Raw genomic sequence first — 19,592 nt, forward strand, 5'->3', positions numbered from 1 at the left:
CGCTGAAGTGGCTTCAACTCTTGGATCGCACGCCCCGAAAGGCTTAAAAAGGTAAAAGAATATGGCAGATAAATCGAACTTCGACATATTGTATACCATTGTAGACGAAGCGCCCGAACTGGCCAGCGCCTCGTTCCTGCCCATCATTCGCAAGTTCGCTTCGGCTGCTGGCGTCAGCGTGGGCACCAAGGACATTTCACTGGCCGGGCGCATTCTGGCAGCCTTCCCCGAGAACCTGACGGATGAGCAGCGTGTCTCGGACGATCTGGCGGCATTGGGTGAGCTGGTAAAGACCCCAGACGCCAATGTGATCAAGCTGCCGAACATCTCGGCATCGGTTCCGCAACTGGTTGCCGCCATCGAAGAGTTGCAGTCGCAAGGCTATGATATCCCGGCCTATCCCGAAGAACCTTCGACCGACGAAGAAAAGGCGATCCGTGCGCGTTATGATGCCATCAAAGGCTCGGCCGTGAACCCGGTTCTGCGTGAAGGTAACAGTGACCGCCGCGCGGCGCGGGCTGTCAAAAACTATGCCCGCAACAACCCGCATTCCATGGGCGAATGGACCTCGGACAGCAAAACCAAAGTCTCGTCCATGTCGGGCAACGATTTTTACGCCAATGAGAAATCGGCCACCATCACCGCTGCCCAAGCGGGCGATGCAAGGATCGAGTTTGTCGGCAAAGACGGCAGTGTGACTGTCCTGAAGGACGCGTGGCCGCTGGAAGAAGGCACCGTGGCTGATGCGACCTTCATGTCGGTCAAAGCACTGTCATCCTTCCTTGCAGAGGCCATCGAGGACACCAAGAAAGACGGCACAATGTTCTCGTTGCACCTGAAAGCCACGATGATGAAGGTCTCAGACCCGATCATCTTTGGCTATGCGGTCAAGGCCTGGTTGGCGCCGGTTTTCGAAAAATTCGGTGCGGAACTGGATGCGCTGGGTGTGAATCCGAACTCGGGTCTTGGCGACTTGCTAGAGCGGGTACAAAACAATGCCGAGATCGTCGCCGCAATAAACGCGATCAAGGCTGATCGTCCATCCATGTATATGGTGGATAGCGACAAGGGCATCACCAACCTGCATGTTCCTTCCGACGTGATCATTGATGCTTCGATGCCAGCGGTGATCCGCGCGGGCGGCAAGGGTTGGGATGAGACCGGCGCCAAGGGTGATACTAATTGCGTCATCCCCGACCGGTGCTATGCAACTGTTTATGATGAAAGCATCAAATTCTTCAAAGCCAATGGTGCATTGAATCCGGCCAGTGCCGGTGCGGTCGCAAACGTTGGTCTTATGGCGCAGAAAGCCGAGGAATACGGCAGCCACCCGACCACCTTCGAGGCACCCGCCGACGGCACAATGCGCATCGTTCTTGCCAATGGCGAGACCCTGCATTCGCACGACGTCGAAAAGGGTGACATCTGGCGGGCCTGCACCGTCAAGAAGGCGCCGATCGAGAACTGGATCCAACTGGCGATGGACCGTCAGCGCCTGACCGGATCCGAGTCGATCTTCTGGCTGGATGCGAACCGCGCCCATGACGCCGAGCTGATCAAATATGTTGAACCGGCGCTCGAGGCTGCGGGCGTAGCTGACAAGTTCCAGATCATGGCTCCGCGCGAGGCAACCCGCCAGACGCTGGAAACCATCACCGCCGGAAAGGACAGCATCGCCATCACCGGTAACGTACTGCGTGACTATCTGACCGACCTGTTCCCGATCCTCGAACTGGGCACCTCGGCCAAGATGCTGTCGATCGTGAAGCTTATGAATGGCGGCGGCCTGTTCGAAACCGGGGCAGGGGGCTCGGCACCGAAACACGTGCAGCAACTGGTCGAGGAAAATCACCTGCGCTGGGATTCGATGGGTGAATTCTGCGCGCTTGGGGAATCCCTGAACTTCCTGGCCGACGCCAAAGGAAACGCGAAGGCAGGTGTTCTTGGCGCTGCGGCAGAGGCCGCAACTCAGGGCATTTTGGACAACAACCGGTCGCCAAGTCGAAAAGTCGGCGAACCGGACAACCGCGACAGCCACTACTGGTTCGCGCGCTACTGGGCCGAAGCCTTGGCAGCTCAATCTGACGATGCCGATCTGGCAGCTGAAATGGCACCACTTGCAAAAGAGCTGGCAGACAAAGAAGAGCAGATCCTGTCGGAGCTGGCCGCAGTCCAAGGACCGTCGGTGGATTTGGGCGGATACTATCACACTGACCCGGTCAAAACCGCCGCTGTGATGCGCCCCAGCGCTACGCTGAACGCAATCATCGGCTGATCGCCGTCGAACAGGCGGGCGAGTTTCGTCCGACAACAAAACACGAAGGGACCGCCTTTGCGCGGTCCTTTTCATGGAACGCGGGATTGCCAAAAGACCCGCGCCGAAGCTTGTGCCTGACGATCTGTAGCTTGCTGTGGCTGCGCCGTTAAAACCAATCTTGTCAGGTTCTATGAACGATTTGCGCAATGTGTGCCCGGTAAACATCTGCGCATCACGTCGGATTCCATCGCTTGGCCGTCCGTTCGCCAGCCGCAAATATCGATCGCTTTCCTGAAACTGCGAACAGCGCGGTCAGCAAGGATCGAAAGATCCTGATTTTTGGAAAAAATCCAAGATTTACGGGATTCCCCCAATAGCGCCGGATTTCAGTCCGCGTTAGGTATTCGGGGACAAAGAATTTCACTGGTGAGGCCTCAGGGCTATATCACTCACTCAGAAAAATGGCCAGCATTTGGGGTGCTGGCCATTTGCGTATCTGGTTCACCAAATCCTTGAACAAACCAGCGTGTTCAGACGCTTACGCGCGAACAGGCCGTTCATTTTCCTAGCATTGAACTGGAGGTTGATTTTAATCAGCCAAATCGACGGGTTTGAGGCTCGACAAGCGATGGCTTGATTTGGTCAACGCCTGACGCTGCGACACCTTTGTGCTGCAAATATGAAAGACGACGTGCTTCCCTCCGGGCAAGAGCCAGAGATTCCAAAATCAAAGCACAGACGATGGACAGCATTGTCGCAACAAAACCGGATACGGCGACGACGACAGACGGAATTCTATCGACAAGCCCTGTTTCCAAAAATTCCCGGAATACGGATACAAACACAAAGAGCGAAGGCAAAAACATCAACACGGCCAATGACAGGAAAAACGCAACGGGCTTTTCATCCTTGATCAACAAGCCGATCATTTTGAGAATCCGCCACCCGTCAGAAAACGTTGCCAGCTTGGAGTTCGAATCCGGCAGGCGTGACGAATATCTTGTTTGCACCTCACCGATTGGCATGCGCATCTGCATCGCATGAACTGTCAGCTCTGTTTCAATCTCGAACCCGTTTGATACCGCGGGGAAGCTTTTGACAAAGCGTCTGCTGAAAACGCGGTAACCCGAAAGCAGGTCGTTGATTTTGCTGTTGAAGAAGAATTTCACAAGCCAACTGAACAACGCGTTGCCAAATTTGTGGCCGCGCCGATAGGCTTCGGTTTCTTCATTCACCCGGGCGCCGTTGACCATATCCAGATTCTGCGAAACGAGCAGGTCGATCAATTCCGGCGCCGCCGCGCTGTCATAGGTCGCATCCCCGTCCGCCATAACGTAGACATCCGCATCAACGTCGGCAAACATTCGACGGACCACGTTGCCTTTGCCCTGGTATGTTTCAGAATACACCCGCGCGCCTGCCTCAAGCGCGACCCTGACCGAGTCGTCGGTGGAATTGTTGTCATATACGTATATCGTCGCGTCGGGCAGGGCCGCGCGGAATTGCCGAACGGTTTCACCTATGGCGACGGCCTCGTTGTAGCAGGGCAAGATCACTGCAACGTCCAAATCCGATCTGGTCGTGGACGACGGTGAGCTATTCTGAATATCGAAGGCGCCCTGTATCATATGCAAATCACGCTCTTTCATTGGCATCAATTGAATGATGATCGTGCTTTGGGTTAGAAGGTGCTGCGTATTTGAGGCTGTTATGAAGCAGATAAGAGGCCAAAATTTGTCATTCTGAAAAACCTCGTGTTTGACGCTGACAAAAAAGGGGCCGATTGAAGAACCGGCCCCAAAGTTTCAGCTGAACCGAGGGATCAGTTCGAAGCTGCCATCAGTTTTTCGTTGTGCTCGCGCAGCGTGTCGGAGACGATCGCATACCATTCCCCGGTTTCGCGCATCTCGTTCAGGCCTTTGTTCAACATCGCCAGGTATTGCTTGCCGAACGGATTGCTGCGGTGGCTGATAAAGCGCAGCGAGGAAAGCGAGGTCACGTACGGGTTCTCAACCAGGTCGTTCTGGTTCAGTCCCATTTCAACCATTGTGTCCGAGAACAGCTGAACTTCAAAAGTTGCAACATCTGCGGTGCCGGTAAGGACCGCGTCCAGGCATTCACGTGCGGTGATCGGCTGCATCAGCGTAATGGTTTCACCATTGTGCAGACCTTCCTGTTCCAGATCATGGATGAACCAGCCATCCATACGGCAGATGGTGGCGCCCTTCAGTTCTTCAAAGGTTGTCGCATTCGCATACTGGCTTTCCGGAATGGTGTAGAACCCGACGACAATGTCGTAGACCGGAACAGATGAATCGAACTGTGTGCAGCGCACCTCGGTTTCCCAGGACCATTCGTAAGTGCGGTTGGTGCAATCCGGCATGTTCCACGCCATGGACACGTCAAAGGCGCCAAGAGGCAGAAGAGTTTCCAGGTGCGAGTTCCAGTCATCCACGAAGCTTACGGAATAGTCGCGCGCGTTGCCGCCACGCTGCAAAGCCGTGGTGCCCAGACGGGTGATTGCTCCGCCACCGTTCAGCGATTCATCTGCGAAAGGTGCCCAGCCATTGCCGGTCACCAGCTTGATCGGCGGCTGGTAGACGCTCGAACGTTTGACGCTGGCCGCACGTTGTTCTTCAGCTGCGATGATTTCCTGCGCGCTCTGACCATTGGGCAGGCTGCCGTCTTCACAGGGAAGGGCCAGAACCAGACCTGGCTCCAGAGCGTTGGGGTTGGTGATTTCGTTCCGGTTCGCGTTGAAGATCGGCTGATAGTTCGACGTGCCGTAGGCTGCGATTGCAATGGTCGCCATGGTGTCGCCGTCTTGGACGGTATAGTTGGTACAAGCTTCCTGCGCCGCAGCGGCGCCCGCACTCAGCGCGGTGATTGCGGTTGCTGAAAGCGCTACCTTCTTTATCTTCTCGTTAAACATGTCCACTTCCTCCAGACTTTAGTTTGTCAGGCCAGATCGGGGCCTTATCCATTTTCCATTTGATGACGCAGGGCGGTTGACACGATGTCGCGCCATTCGCCCGATTGCTGCATGATTGCCAGACCCTGATTCAGCGTCTCAAGGATCGCTTCCCCATCAGGATTATCTTTGTGGGTCATGACGTTAAGCGACTTGATGGCCGCAAGGTTGGGGTTTTCGATAATCCGGTGCTTGTACCCAAGCCGATCTATTGCCTCGGCTGCCAGATGTGCTTCGATGGCAACGATATCTGCGGTGCCTTCCATCAGAGCGTGAAAGCAATCATCCGGTGACGTTGGGCGCAGAAGTTTGATGACCGGTTCGTACAGGCTTACCGCGTCCATGTGAGACAGGGACCAACCTTCCGGCCGGCAGATCGTTGCACCGGCAAAGTCGGCATAGGTCAATGTCTCTTCATAGCCGGAACCTTCCCGGGCGAAGAACGTATCCACAACCTCGTAGAACGGGTTTGAGAAATTGTAGGTCTCGCACCGGTTGCGATCATCTTCCGACAGTGCGACGGCCTCTTCGCAATTGGGGCGCGACCAGGGGAAGGTGGCATCAAATGCGAGTGTCGGCATCAACAGGTCCAGATGGGATGACCAGTCATTCACGAACTGAATCTTGTAGGCCTGTTCGGGAGCCGCACGAAACATCGCTGTCTCAACCAGATGGGTATAAAGCCCCCGATTGGGCAGAGATTCATCGGTAAACGGAGCGTAGTTCCCACCGGTGATCAACAGCAATTGACGATCCCGAATCTCGGGCCGTTCACCCGTTCCGGCATTCCGGATCAAAGCGGCAGCTTCGGCGCGGGCGGCTTCGATCTCTTCCTTGGCAGCAGCCCGTGCTGCAACGACCGCGTCTTCACTCGCTTTCTTTGCCTCGGCTTCCGCTGCGGCAACACGTGCTTCTGCTTCGGCCACAGCTTTTTCAGCGCGTTCTTCTGCGGCTTTTACCAGTTCAGCCGCCATTTCCGCAGCCAGCCGCTCTGCCTCGGTATCAGCCAGCACCGGAGCGCGCCCGACATCTTCCAGACAGGGCAGTTCCAGAACGTCGCCGACGCGGATAATATTGGGGTTGGAACCGATAACATCCCGGTTCGCGTCGAAAATGATGCGAAAGTCTTCGGTCGCATACACTTCGATTGCCAATTCCCGTAAGCTATCGCCGCGTTGAATTTCATAACTTGAACACGCCTCTTGCGCAGATGCCGCGCCCGTGGCGGCAGCAAGGGCAAGGCTTGATATGAGTAAGTGCTTTTTCATGGGTCCTGTTGCTTTGCCTGTTTAGGTTCTTGTAAGTTTCGCCACTGCGATAGAAATATTGTCCTGATCCGGGTCACCCTTGGCCTGCACGGCCGTCAGCAATGCTTCGGCTATGTCTTGTGCCAGACCCTGTTGGTGATCCCGCAGAATGTCCTGAATTTCGGCGTCGCTGATATACTGCAACCCATCACTTCCAAGGATCAGGACATCGGCGGGCGACACGATCAACGGATCTTCCGGGCAATCCACTTTGGGAATGGCCCCGCCCGTAACCACGGACGTCAATTGATTGCGGTCCATTTCCCGGGCCTCTGCTTCGGTGATCTCTCCCGAAGCCACTTTCGACGCAATCACGGGTGCCATCGAGTGGTCTTCGTTGACCTGCGTCAACGCTCCATCTCGAAACAGGTAAAGAGGGCTGTCGCCGATCGAAATCCAGAACACACGCCGCCCCAGAAGAAGGACACCCAACATGGTCGATCCCATGTTGAACCCCTGGCCCCGGGCCTCGGTGTAGTTGGCGATCGCGGCATTAGCTTGCATGGCGGCCAAAGGAAGCGCATCTATCGCGGATCCTTCGTTCAGGGTTTCTGCCTCAAGTTCTGCGTCCAGCGCGTCGCGCCAAGCGGCCACTACCATTTCCGAAGCTATTTCACCCGCCTCATGGCCACCCATACCGTCCGCAATCACAACATAGCCCGCGTCCGACGCGTCAAACATGCGGGCCGCAATCGCGTCTTCCTGCGTTTCCCGCTGACCCTGGTTCAGGATCAGCGCAACATCATATGCCGGAGTTGCCAGCATTAATCAGGAATCCCGCCAATCAAAACCGTCGTCACAGAAGGCCATGAACCGGATCGAGGTTTCGCTGATGCGGATCAGGTCTCCGCTGGACAGGGCCACGGTGCTGAGAACGGGTTTGCCGTTCAGACGTACAAGATTGGCCTTGCCGCCATGGCCCAAGTAACACTTCCGGTCTTCGGGGTCATAGGCGATGACTGCATGGTTCGAGCGCGAAATGCCGGTATCGCCGAAATCCAATTGGATGGCCTGGTCATCGTTGCGCCCGATTTGCATCAGGCCTTCGGTCAGCGTAATGCTTGACCCCCGTCCCGGACCGGCTGTTACGACCAGCCAGCCCACCGGGAACGTCTCTTGCGCCGCTTCTGCTTTCGCTACGGGTTCGGAGGATTCGATCAGGTCCTGAACATGCGTATCGGCGCGCTCAAATCCCAGAAATGTCGTCTTGACCCGTGAACGGCGATCCTCGACCGGGGCGGGGGCTGGTGCAACCTGCTCAATCACCGGCTCAGCGGTCTCTTCGACCCGCTTTGCTTCTGGGGCCGGAGCTTCGGCAACCTCAACCTCGCCGACTTCCGGTTCGGCAGGTTCGGACACGACCTCGGCCGTTGCTTCCTCTGGCGAAGTCTCGGCGGGTGTTTCCGTCACATGCAGGGTGACAACCTGCTCGACCTCAACCAGTTCTTCGACATGCTCTTCCACCAGAACGTTTTTCGGAGCGTCGTCCTCTTCCAAATTGTCTTCTTCTTCCGAACTGTCTTCGGCGAAGATCGACTCCTCGGGGTCGGTCACTGCCTCCGGCTCGGCTTCGTCGAACTCGGGCATCTTTTCTTCGGGGATCAGTTCATCCGTTTCCTCATAGGATTCGGATGTCATGTTTCCACCGGCCAGGGCGGCGCGCAAAGCGTTGAAATCCGCAATGGGTTCCTGCTTTTCTTCTTCGCTTACGGCGCCGTCTACTGCGGCCGGTTTCTCGGCAACGTCTTCTTCTTTGGATTTGCCGGCACCTTCGAGAAGCCGGCTCAGAGGGCTTTTGTATTTGAACATGGTGTCGACACCTTCAAGTTAGTGACGCAGATAAGCCGCGTCGTAAGCTGCTACTGTTCCCTGCACGTCAGCGCAGAGCCACTCAATGGATACCCAAGGGAACTGGTACATTCTGCGGCGGGCCGGTTCCCGCCAGGGTGGCAAACCTTGATACCACCCTCAGCAAACACACACTGGCAGATCACTTTTGAACCGGTCAGATTACTCCTGTGCAAGCTGCATGATTGCGACCGTCTCGGCCCCATTGCGCAACACTGTCAGATTTGCCTCGGGCTGCTCGCTTGAAACGAGTGCGGCCAGCATCTCATCAAGGCTTTCCGAGCCGTCAAATGTGACGCCGGAATGGCTTTCATTCAGCAGGACATCGTCTTTTTGCAGGCTTCCTGCCGCGTCGGCCGGAACTGCGTTCACCGTGGTTTGCCATCCGCTATTACCTTCGGCGCTAACGGTAAAGGTGTAACCATTTTCCAAACCAACGGATCGTATGGCGGGAAGGGCCAACAGACCATTTTGCGCCCGGGTCTGACCCAGCGGGCGATAGCGGGCAGCAACCCTTGTGTACCCATCGGCGTCAACCTTCAGGTTATCCAGAACCTGAGCCGCAAAAGGAACATCCTGACGAACCGGGCTGCCATTCAGGGTATAGATGACAGCGCCACGCTGTACCCAATCGCCGATCACGCTCATGTCCTGATTGGCGTCCACCCCCGTAACTGCGATCGTGGCTCCGGTCGAGCCACGGCGGCGGGATGTCTGGAAGGGGATATCGACATCCCAATGCGCAAAAGCCACCTGCTGTTCCGCCGGAACACCGGCGTTGGCAATTGCATCAGTCGCAGGTGTCTCGATCTCAGACACTGCTGCAACATCAGACGCTTCTTCCGACTGTGCCGGAACTTCGGAACGTTCAGTGTCTGCGGAGGCTGTTTCTGTGGCAGCTGGCTCCGCAGGTACTGGTTGTGCCTGCTCGACAGGCTCTTCCGGCTTGGGTTCGGGTGCGATGGCCACTTCGGGTTCGGGATCGGTGGCCTCTGTGACAGAAGGATCTGTAACGGGCGCCTCTGTCTCGGCGGATTGTATGTCTGCCGCGGGCTGCGCGACCGGTGTTTCTGCCTGGTCTTCCGTCTTGTCGCCGGACATCGCAAAGAAACCACCCGCGGCCAACGCAACTGCAACAACAGCCGCGCCCGCAATCAGCTTGCCGCTGCCGCCGGACCCGCTCTGAACCACTGTATCGACAGCGACCGGGGTTTCCTCTTTCTTAGAGATTTTGGTAAGATCGACATCTTTTTTGTCTTCGTTGCCAAGAACGATGTCCGAGTTTCCGGCCAGCAGGGCCGTAACTACGGCTTCGGCGTTCTCGCTTTCGGCCTTGATCCGGGCCTTTTCTTCCTCTTTATCTTTGCGATCCATTCCGACAATCACGGACACGGGCCGATAGGCGAATGTGTCGAACATGACGCCGGGGCCGCGGAACATGCGCAACCAATCCAATGCAGATTGAAGACGATCCGTGGCGTGAACTTCCATCGCCTTGTCAATCGCCTCGAGGAACCCGTCTGGGTATCCTTCGAAACGACCGGTCAATGGCGTGTAGGGGTCATCCTGCCCGTTGTTGAACGCGTTCAGGCGGCTCTGGCCGTCGATGGGGCGTTCACCGCTGATTGCGTGATAAAGCGTGGCGGCCAGAACATATAGGTCGCTGCTGGGCCCTTGATCCGCGCCCCGCACATAGAATTCGTGCGGAGAGTATCCATCCTTGATGACGCGCAGGGTTAGCAATGCTGCCGATTTGTTCGCCGCTTGCTCGCGTGCGGCGCCAAAATCGATCAGGACGGGGTCTCCGTTCTCATCAATCAGAATGTTGTCCGGCGAAATGTCCCGATGCAACATGCCGCTCTGGTGAATGAAAGACACCGCGGACAGCATTTTTTCGGTGACCTGAACGATGAAATCAGGGCCACCGTCATTCTCCGGGTTTTCCACGTAATCCAGCAGGTCGCACCCACGGATCAGGTCCATTGCGATATATGCGGTGTCATTGTCTTCGAACACCTGATGCACATCTACGATATTGGGATGTACCAGACGCGCATGATTGCGTGCCTCCTGAATAAAGAGGTCAATGATCGAGCGCAGGTCGTCCTTGAAGGACGGGTCGTTTGGTTCGACCAGATCACCGTTGCGGCGGCACAGCGCTCCGGGGAAGCACTCTTTGATCACGACGTCGCGCTCCAGGCTGTCGCGCGCCAGGTAAGTGATCCCAAATCCGCCGTTGCTGAGATAGCGGAGGATTTCATACTGCCCGCGCAACAGCTTTGCGCCTGGCTGCAATCCTTCAATTTTCGGTTCGTCGTGCGTCGCGCCGACAGCCTGGTTGTGGCTCATTTCAATCCGCCCGTTCTATTCATTTTGCGGCTTAGAAAAACCGGGCCGACAGCCCACGAACTCACAACCAAAAACAACCGCAGGACACTTGAGAACGGTTAGACGTTTCAAATTTGACTTTATTGGGGCCGCCTGATGGCTTCACTATGGATCGTTTTTCGCATGATGGCTTATGTTGTGCCTAGCGGTGCCTATAAGGCAATATATAGACAATGAATATGGGCTGATTGAAAGCTTAAACCCGAAATCAAGCGTGTTGGTCCACGAATTCGAAACAATAAAGGGCCGATTCCTCGGCCCTTCGAATCGCTGCAATGCAGCTCAATCTTGACGGGAAAGCGTCAGGTTCCGGTTTTCGGATGCGCCGCTGCGACCGTGCTTCCAGCCCAAGCAAGGTTGTCGCCCAGCTGCGCCAGAATGCTGATTGCGTCCTTCAATGGTGCGTCCCCGCTTTCGAATTGCAGCAACAAAAGCAAATCTGTCGCCTTTTCAAATTCTGCGGGAATCCAATCAGCTTCGGGGTCGATTTCGCCACCTTGTTCCAGCCGTTCCGCAAAATCTTCGACGATCTCCTGACAGCTGTTAAGAAACGCGGCCGGTTCGATGTCAGAGGTTTCACGTAGATCTTCATAGATGCTTGTTATTGCGGCCAGCCAGTCCTCGAGAATGGGATTGTTCAACGGGGGCAGGGCAGACCCAAGCGTTGACTGCATCGATGTGGTGTCATTCGAAACAGGCTCTGGCTCTGCGCCCTTCAGCGCCTCAAGATAGGGCAGGAAGTCCTGTTGCAAATCTTTCCGCGCAGCCTCGAGATCGCCACGGCGCCGGTCGGATGCCGCTTCCAGCACGTGTTCCGCAAGGTTCTGCCCGCCGCAGGTTTCCCAAAGCGCAAAGTCGGGCTCGGGCTCTTGCGCCATGGCACGCACGGCGACCGGCGTACCAATTGGGACAACGGCGCGGAACATTCCTTCTTTTTCTTTGTTCAGGCGCGCAAGGACGCGGTCCAGGGCACCCTGCACAGGTGGCAGATCGGCATGTGTTACGGCAAGCAGGCTGTTGGCCCTCAGTTCGGGGGGTACCTGAGACCACAAGTGGCGCTCGGTCTCGCGCCAGGCATTGGTTCCATTTGTGCACCAGATGGCACAATCGACGAATTTCAGCAGATCCAAAGTCGGCTTGTAGGTATCATCCAGAGCACCCGAGCCCGGAAGATCAAACAGTGATATTTCCTTGAGAGCCGGTGTATTGATGCCGACCGATATGAAATCGGGCTGTTCCTCGGCCGCTTTTTCCAGCACTATGCCGGAATAGGTCTTTGGTTCTCTGTTCCACCAACCGACAGTCGTTTCGGGCGCATCCGCGTAGGCGACGATCACCAGCGGCAATTTCAGATGCTGCGGGCCAGTTGGCAGAATGTCCGCGCCAGCCAGCATGTTCGCCAGACTTGACTTGCCTGCGCCGAATTCCCCGGCGAAACCGATATTGACCGCGTTTGACAGACGTTCAGCGTGGGACAGAGCCCGCGCACGCATATCCTCCAACGCCTCGTCAGGCGTCAGGTTTTCAGTTGCGGTCAGGAAGCGCTCCAGTTGGCGTACTTCCTTTTCAGTTCCGGGAAATTCAATCATTCCGCAGCCTCTGCTTGTCTTTCATCCGCATCGGGTGTTCCAAAAACCGTCTCCAACTCGGCTGCAATGCGACGCGCCTTGTCGAATGCACCTTGCGCTTCCGCCTGGGCGTTCAGTTCTCCTGAGTTGGACCGGTGTTCAAGATGACCGGCCAGAAGGGCCATATAGTGGTCCAGAACCGTATTCAGCCGTTCCAACAGATCGTCGCGGGTCGTGTCGATCAGGTCATCCCCGATCAGTTCGAATTCCTGCACGATCAGCCGTTCTGCACGCGCCACAACGCTATTGCGAGAGATCAGACGCGACAGCCAGTTTACACGCAATTCAACGGTAATGCCACGGGTCAGGGCGGTGGTGTCCGGCCGGAACCAACGTACAGCACTGGTGTTCATGCGATTGTCGACCGGCTCTTGCCATCCCGGCAATGCCCGCAAGGCGGCATTGCAATGCATGTCGATCGCGTAAAGCTCGCTGAGCATGCGCTGCCGAACAACTTGCGACGCCCCCTGTACCAGTTCACGCATACGCTCGCGCAATGGTGTAAAATTGAGTTCGGTCTCTCCGCCCTTTGCCAGCAGAGGCGACTGGCCGTCCGGTCCGCGCACAACGATAGCCACTGATTCCGAGACAGTGTCATCCATGACACCGCGCAGATTCGACAGGACATCATCCATGTCACGCGTGATCTCCTGCGTTTTTTCAGCAATCAGCTTGCGCAGGTCGCCAAGTGTCTTGTCGCTTTCATCGGCATTTCGAACATCCGAGCCGTCTTCATCTTGCAGCGCCCGCAAACGAACCTGAGAGCGCTCAAGCTCTCCGCGTGCGAAGCTGTCGAGATGTTGCCAGGCCATCCGCAACTGTTCGTTGATCGGTCCGTCCGTCAAAGCCTGAGTGACATGACGGCGCAGATCGGGCAGGCCCGAGGCGATCATTGCGGCAAAGCGCAGAACCGCTTCGCGGCTGATCGGTCCCGGGCCTTGTTTGATCTCGGCCACACCGTTGAGATATTGCTGCATCTGTTCCGGGTGGGCGCGCAGCCATGCCAGAACGTGGTCGTGGTTCACCCCTGTTTCATCACCGGTCAGAGCATAATGCGCCCATTGCGCGCTGCCCATCAGGACATCGATGTTCGAGTTGCCGAGCGCCTTTTCCAACCCGTCCAACACATCCAGACGAACCTTGGCCGCGTCTTCGGCGCCGCCGCCCAGTTCATCCACACGGTTGATGAAGACGACGATCTGCCCAAGTTCCAGCGCTTGCATCAACCGGAACAATTTCAGATCCGCGCGCGACAATGCCTGATGCGCGGACAGTACCACCACAAAGAAATCGGATTCCTTCAGATACTGTCGCGAAATTTCTTCGCGGATCAGCAGGGGGTCATTCACGCCGGGCGTGTCGGTGACCGTCAGCGGAAACGGAAAATGGCCCAGGTCAAAATAGACCTCGGCCTTGCGGGTGATGTCGCTGTAAAGCCCGCGATCACTGCCCGGATCCAAAGCCCCGTCCTCGGACGGATCATCCCCGGCACAGACATATCTGGCCAGGTCATCTGACGTCAGTTCGTCCAGATCGTGCTGTTGGCCCAGCAGCTGTTCATAGCTGTCACCCAGACGTCGACGCGCCCGGACCTTCATGGCCTCGACCTGTTCTTCGATCATCTCGCGCTTGTAACTGTCCTCGTCATCGGGAAACATGTTGCGCAGTTCTTCACCTTCGGCGATCAGCGATTGCCATTGGTAATTGTCGAAGAAATGGAATTCGGCACCTTGGGTCCTGCCGGACGGGTGCCCGAAATGCATATCGGTGATAACAGTTGTCCAGGGGTTTACATCCGAAGGCAAATACTCGGCTTGACCGGTGAAGCCGTTGATCAGACGCGATTTTCCAGCCTTGATTTGGCCGACAAACGCAATTGATGGTTTAAGATTGCTAAGATCACCAATGATGCGCGAAATGAACTGGCGCGTTTCATCATTGCTTGCCCCGTTCATTTCTTCTGCTATGCGAATAAGTTCGCGACGATGTGTTTCACTCATTACTCATTACCCTGGTTACAATAAAAAACAGATTGAAGTAGTCGAAAATTTGAATTCAACGAAGGCAATCATTTTTCGGCCTCCTGCAAAGAGGTCCACAGGTTGACGACCGCCCCCAGTTTGCGGGCTTCGTGGATGGCGACCGCGATCTGACCACCGTCACTCAAAACGGCCAGACCGGCCCCTTTCCCGCCCGATGGCCGCATGACAATCAACTGCGGGTCTTCACTCTTTTGATGAGAGTCGCCATCCCAGCCGGCAAGATCAGCCACAAAACGGGCCAGCGTGTCTTGGTCGGGATGCATCGGCTCAGATGGCTTGCAAACGCCTTCCAAAAGGGGTGCGGCTTCGTCCGAACTGCCCACAAACACACGACCCGAGGCGAAGCGGCTCGACGCTTCAAAAAAACGTTGGGCAAGTGTTTTCGCTGCATCGGGTGTTGCCTCGGCGGGCAGAGAGTCATCAACAGGTTTCTCAGCACTCGGGACGACGGAAACAATAGGCTCGGACGGAAGCTCGATGGCGGCGCAGGCTTTCTCGATTTCGCTGAAGGTGATACCTACCTCATCCACTTCAAGCGCTGTGTCCGGTCTGCCCGACGTCAAGTCAAGCGGAGCAGGCGATGCGGAGATCTCCGACACCAATCCAGCCAGCTTCTTAATCAATTCGGCGCGTGATTCCGTTTCAAAGTCCGGAATCTCACCTGCCGGTACCTTGAAAACATCGGTGATCCGGGAGCTGTTCACCTCGATTGCCAGACAATCCCCGTTTGCGGCAGTGAATTCCAACCGGCGTGGCAATACTGTGCCGCGGATTGCCCGCAATACCGCAGAACGACGCGCGGCCGCTGTTTCTCCTGCGATCCTCACGGTCGGAGACAGCCGTGCGACCGAGGTCCGCCTGATATCTTCAAGCAGGTCGAGAATGTCCGTGTCCATCATGCCGTGACCCCCTCTGGTCCCGTTCAAACCGCAGCCGCAACCGGCCCCAGACTGAGATGTGATTTGGTAAGCGCCAGTCCGACATTCGCACTGTTGCGGCAGATATAGCAGACCACATGATCAGGATATTCCTTGGTCCGCAGAAAGATGTTTAGCCTGTCCTTGGAAAAAACGGCGACTTCCCCAAAGCCAGCGTTTTCTTCGTCTGCTCTGCCAGCCTGACGCAAGAGCGCTTCAAAGGCTGCAACCCCGCGCCCCTGAAACAGATTGGCCACAGCCACCGCCAAAACATCCAACGAATCCGCGCAGTCGGGATCTGAAACAGAGCTGCCCAAAAGCATCCCTGTCTCCATGTCGATATACCCGGCTGCTATACAGTCGGGTATCGTTTCCATGGCGGAGTTCAGTGCGGTTTGAATAGACATCTAATCCATTGTTTTCATTTATTAGTTTCTCACTACTTCGATTCGGACACCCTTACAACACATGCCATTCAGCGCCGCTATTTTCTTTGGCTTTCGGAATGGATCGAAGTGCCTCTTTGGTTTGCCTTTCGTTGTGTTCAATGGCGATCTGATCGAACTCGGCCAGAAAGGCCTTGAATACGTTCTTCAACCCTTCTGCATCCTGCGGCAGGTCTTCATTTCTCGAAACCTCCTGCCACATATCCGACGCGCTGAGAGGCGATCCGACCGCGACTTCGGGCAGGCCACTCAGCGTGGCAACGCTTCTTTCAACTGCGTCAACCTGTTCGGTGGTGGCCGCTTCGATCAAACCGCTGGTTTCGGGTTCCGGCTCATACTCATCCGCAGTGTTGCCGGTTTGCGCGGCCATCAATGCCGTAATCGAGGATACAGAAACTTCTATGCCGCGATCTTCAACCAAATCGGCCTGCTCGGATTCCTCTTCTTCGCCATCCGGCACTATCGGGTTCTCTTGCATTGACGTGTTCAGCGAGGCAAGCACATCATCGGAATTGTCAACAGCCGCAAGAGGCGCGGGGCTGATTTCAGCATCATCCAGAGCGCCCGTGTCGTCATCCAATGCGTCCTCCAGATCGGCGTCAACGGACAGCTCGAATTCGTCTTCGTCATCCTCAAGGCCCGCGACATTCGTCAATTCCAGCGGGTCGTTCGAGGTGTCCTTGAAAAAGGAACGCAGATCATCGCTTGTGTCGGGTTCAACGGGCAGCGGAACCGGCTCTGCCGTCATCTCTGCGCGCAGCCGTTCAGCCTCCTCCGCATCGATCCGAACCCGCTCGGCCTCATCCGAGCGCCGCTCGACCCGGGCAGGTCGTACCGGGAAGCTGGTTACAACTGTTTCTCCTACAGCGTTCGATTGCCCGGCGGCCTCCAATGGGTTCACCAACCTCAAGGGTGCGGCTTCGTCTCTGGCTGTCGGCTCGTTTGATGAACGGGCAGGGCGCAAAGGTTTGACTTTGGGTGCGTCGGCCTGGCTCTTGTCGATCTGGTATCGAGCCAGCTGATCGGCACGGTTGTCCATAATCTGTTCTGTGATCTCCAGGAAACTGTCGATCATCTTGCCTCCGCCGCTGCGCGACCACATCTCGGCATCGCCTGTCTTGTCCCGGGCAGTGATTGCGTCGCGGGCCGAGAACAGAATGGACCGATTGAACAGGTGACCAGCTTCGCGGTTAACGCGGCGCAGTACTTTTTGACGGTCTTTGAGGCTCAGGGCATCTGCCCGCGTCACCAAAAGCAAAGAGTTGTGTTGCAACCTCTCGGGTAGGGAAACCCATGTCGCGCGTTCGGTTTCGCGCCAGGCTTGTGTCGCGTGGGTACACCACAAAACGCCGTTTGCCTGACCCACCGCGCGTTGCCACACATCCGTCGAGATCTTGGGGTCCGAAATGCCGGGTGTGTCGATCAGGTCGACAGCCTCCAGAATATCGGCCTCAAGGAAGATGCGGATGAACTGTGCGTCATTGACGCCAACGGTTTCAAGCTGATCCAGCTCGATCAGTTCAGTGCTTCCGTCATGGCGTTTTATATAGGGCGCTTGATTGCCCCAGCTAAACCAGACCGGTGGCAACTGGGTTGCCGTCACCTGCGTCGGCAAGGTCTGCGTTCGCAGCAAAAAGTTCATCAACGTGGATTTACCGGCGCTGAACTCGCCCATCAGGGCGAAAACCGGTTTGCGACGGGACCACTGCTCGATGCGTTCCCATGCCTTCGGAGAAACAAAGCGTGTTTGTGTATCTTTTGCCATTTTTCTACTTATGCCGCTTCGTTGCTTAGATCTTTCAGTATGTCACCCAAAATCTCGTCCTTGGATTTCTGTGGCTGCAAGCCCGCCATCGCCGCCGCAGTCTGACCCGGGTTCTTGTCGGCAGAAGACGAGATGCTCAGCAGGGTTTCCTTCTGCTCGCGCAGGAAATCCGTCAGGATCGCGCGGACGTTTTCCAGAACCGCCGCGATCTGGTTTTCCTCGATATCCTTGGTGATCGAGTTTGCCTCGGACGCGATCAGCCGCGTGTAATCCGCCGCATATGCCTCAAACCCCTTTCGGCGTTGCCACCAACGTCGCCACCAGGTGCTTTGCAAGTCCAGTGCGATCGTCCGGCCGATGCCGAGAGGCGGCGGAACACGGGGAACAATGGGCGCTTCGATGCTGAATTCGCCCAGATGGTTGCCGAGTATCTTGTGATAAAGCGCTTCGACGTCCGCAGCAGCGGTTGCGTACAACGCCCCTGCATCCTTTCGCATGGCGCGGGCGAAACTGAAATAGGCAGCCTTTTGCAGCGTCCGCAAGCCCGCGGGATCGTATTGCCACGTGCCTTGTTCGCCATTTTTTTCAAGATGCGCGATCAGAGAGTCCGTTGCGCGTTTGACGAAATTGTCCTCTGCTGACTTCAGACGCTCCAACACTTTGTCGCGCAGCGCATTTGTCAATTCGGCGGCTTTCTTTTCGTATTCGGCTGACACCGTGTTTATCGCCTCTTCGGGCGATACGCCGTCAAGATCCCGTGCAACGCCTTCGCCTTCGGACAGATTCTTGGCAACCGCAGTCGCGCGGATCTGACTGGCAATGTTACGCGCCCGATGGCGGACGCGGTCTATCAGGCGCGCTCCGGCACCTTCTGCAATGCGCTCATTCATGGCCAGCAGCAGATCGGGCAGACCGGACAGCGCCCAGATTTTGTCGAGCGAGGCCGCCTGATCACCGAAGCCGGCGGCCAGGTAGAACGTATTCAAGGCCTGGCGCGACTCTTCTGTCAGAATATCCGGGTTCCCTGTCAACGCCGCTTCGGCCCATAATGCGCTGCCAAAAACGACGCTGGTATTTGTGTCGATATTGTTCTGTTTCAGCGTGTCCTGAATGCGGTCACGGATCTCTGGAACCTGGTTCACAGGATCGGACAGCTCGTCGATCCGGTTGACGAACAGGATGATCTGCCGGTTCTCGAACTGCGCGATAATGCGCATCAGGGCCATGTCCATTGTCGTCAGGGCCTGGCTTGCCGCCAACACCACAACGCAGACTTCGGATCCGCGTAGGCTGCGCAGAGTGATTTGTTCACGCACCATGAACGTATCGTTCACACCCGGCGTGTCGCACAGTTTCAGCGCGATGGGGTATTGCGGAATGTCCATATACAGCTCGGCTGATTTGGTAACATCAGCAAACCGGCCCGTTTTGGGGTCAATATCGGGATCGTCTTCATCGCCCAGGCAAACATAACGCTGAATCAGTTCCTCATCGAAATGATCATACTGATGGCTTTGACCTAGGATCAGGTCGAAATGTTTGCCAAGACGTTCCTCTGACTTGGCCTTCATCTCACCGATCTGGCGGCGGATGTCTTCCATCTCGTCATCAGCGCCGGCGCGATTGGCCAATTCGCCAAGACGACCGCCACCGACCATCAGGTTGTCCCATTCTTCCTGCTCGAAAAACGTGAACTTGGCCTTTGTATCACCGGGTGGGCGCGTGTTGATGTTCAGGGTCGTAACCACCGACGTCCACGGGTTGACGTCTGACGGAAGCAGGCCGGGGTGCCCGGCAAGAATATTGACGATCGAGGATTTTCCGGCCTTGACCTGGCCCACCATCGTGACGCTGGCGGTAAAGTTCTCCATCCGGGTCTTGAGCGTCGCCAGCCGTGCCGAGGAGCGCGCATCAGCCACCTCAGTCAGTTGATCAATCTGAGCCGTCAGTGAAGCCATGGTTGCCGTCATCGGTGCCAGTGCTTCGTTGCCCACAGACAAAAGGTGATCGTTGCGCGCCATAC

General features: G+C 56.4%; 13 protein-coding genes. 1 reads left to right on the plus strand and 12 read right to left on the minus strand.

Annotation, left to right across the window (positions count from 1 at the left end; all coding sequences use genetic code 11):
- Nucleotides 1–61 precede the first annotated feature (61 nt).
- Nucleotides 62–2,275: an NADP-dependent isocitrate dehydrogenase gene (locus tag ACR0A2_RS12770; RefSeq protein WP_480835355.1), complete on the plus strand. Its 2,214-nt coding sequence runs from the start codon at nt 62–64 to the stop codon at nt 2,273–2,275.
- Nucleotides 2,276–2,850: 575 nt separating this feature from the next.
- On the opposite strand, the gene ACR0A2_RS12775 is transcribed toward ACR0A2_RS12770, so the two are convergent.
- The 12 genes from ACR0A2_RS12775 to ACR0A2_RS12830 form a co-directional block, all read right to left on the minus strand.
- Nucleotides 2,851–3,906 carry a glycosyltransferase family 2 protein gene (locus ACR0A2_RS12775; RefSeq protein WP_480835357.1) on the minus strand — a complete coding sequence of 352 codons (1,056 nt, stop codon included), beginning with the start codon at nt 3,904–3,906 and terminating at the stop codon, nt 2,851–2,853.
- Nucleotides 3,907–4,079: 173 nt separating this feature from the next.
- Nucleotides 4,080–5,189, minus strand: a complete 1,110-nt coding sequence (locus ACR0A2_RS12780; RefSeq protein ID WP_152460270.1) for a LysM peptidoglycan-binding domain-containing protein — start codon at nt 5,187–5,189, stop codon at nt 4,080–4,082.
- Between the two features lie 44 nt (nt 5,190–5,233).
- Entirely contained in the window at nt 5,234–6,496 is a 1,263-nt protein-coding gene (locus ACR0A2_RS12785; RefSeq protein WP_152460271.1) for a transporter substrate-binding domain-containing protein, read from the minus strand.
- A 21-nt stretch (nt 6,497–6,517) separates the two neighbouring features.
- Nucleotides 6,518–7,300 carry a PP2C family protein-serine/threonine phosphatase gene (locus ACR0A2_RS12790; protein ID WP_480835360.1) on the minus strand — a complete coding sequence of 261 codons (783 nt, stop codon included), beginning with the start codon at nt 7,298–7,300 and terminating at the stop codon, nt 6,518–6,520.
- A 3-nt stretch (nt 7,301–7,303) separates the two neighbouring features.
- Nucleotides 7,304–8,344 carry an FHA domain-containing protein gene (locus tag ACR0A2_RS12795; protein WP_480835362.1) on the minus strand — a complete coding sequence of 347 codons (1,041 nt, stop codon included), beginning with the start codon at nt 8,342–8,344 and terminating at the stop codon, nt 7,304–7,306.
- A 201-nt stretch (nt 8,345–8,545) separates the two neighbouring features.
- On the minus strand, nt 8,546–10,732 hold the full coding sequence (locus ACR0A2_RS12800) for a serine/threonine protein kinase (RefSeq protein ID WP_480835364.1): 2,187 nt from the start codon (nt 10,730–10,732) through the stop codon (nt 8,546–8,548).
- A 341-nt stretch (nt 10,733–11,073) separates the two neighbouring features.
- Complete coding sequence (locus tag ACR0A2_RS12805) at nt 11,074–12,360, minus strand: dynamin family protein (RefSeq protein WP_480618888.1); 1,287 nt, start codon at nt 12,358–12,360, stop codon at nt 11,074–11,076.
- Nucleotides 12,357–14,399 carry a dynamin family protein gene (locus ACR0A2_RS12810; protein ID WP_480835366.1) on the minus strand — a complete coding sequence of 681 codons (2,043 nt, stop codon included), beginning with the start codon at nt 14,397–14,399 and terminating at the stop codon, nt 12,357–12,359. Before ACR0A2_RS12810 ends, ACR0A2_RS12805 begins: the two co-directional genes overlap by 4 nt.
- Nucleotides 14,400–14,467: 68 nt before the next feature.
- Nucleotides 14,468–15,340, minus strand: coding sequence for a hypothetical protein (locus ACR0A2_RS12815; protein WP_480835368.1), 873 nt, complete (start codon nt 15,338–15,340; stop codon nt 14,468–14,470).
- 23 nt (nt 15,341–15,363) lie between these two features.
- Nucleotides 15,364–15,765, minus strand: coding sequence for a hypothetical protein (locus ACR0A2_RS12820; RefSeq protein ID WP_480835370.1), 402 nt, complete (start codon nt 15,763–15,765; stop codon nt 15,364–15,366).
- Between the two features lie 52 nt (nt 15,766–15,817).
- Nucleotides 15,818–17,569 (minus strand): dynamin family protein, encoded by a 1,752-nt coding sequence (locus ACR0A2_RS12825; protein WP_480835372.1) that lies wholly within the window; start codon nt 17,567–17,569, stop codon nt 15,818–15,820.
- Nucleotides 17,570–17,577: 8 nt separating this feature from the next.
- A complete protein-coding gene (locus ACR0A2_RS12830; RefSeq protein WP_480835374.1) occupies nt 17,578–19,590 on the minus strand; it encodes a dynamin family protein in 2,013 nt (670 codons plus the stop codon).
- Nucleotides 19,591–19,592: the final 2 nt, after the last annotated feature.

Source organism: Ruegeria sp. H8, assembly GCF_056532905.1.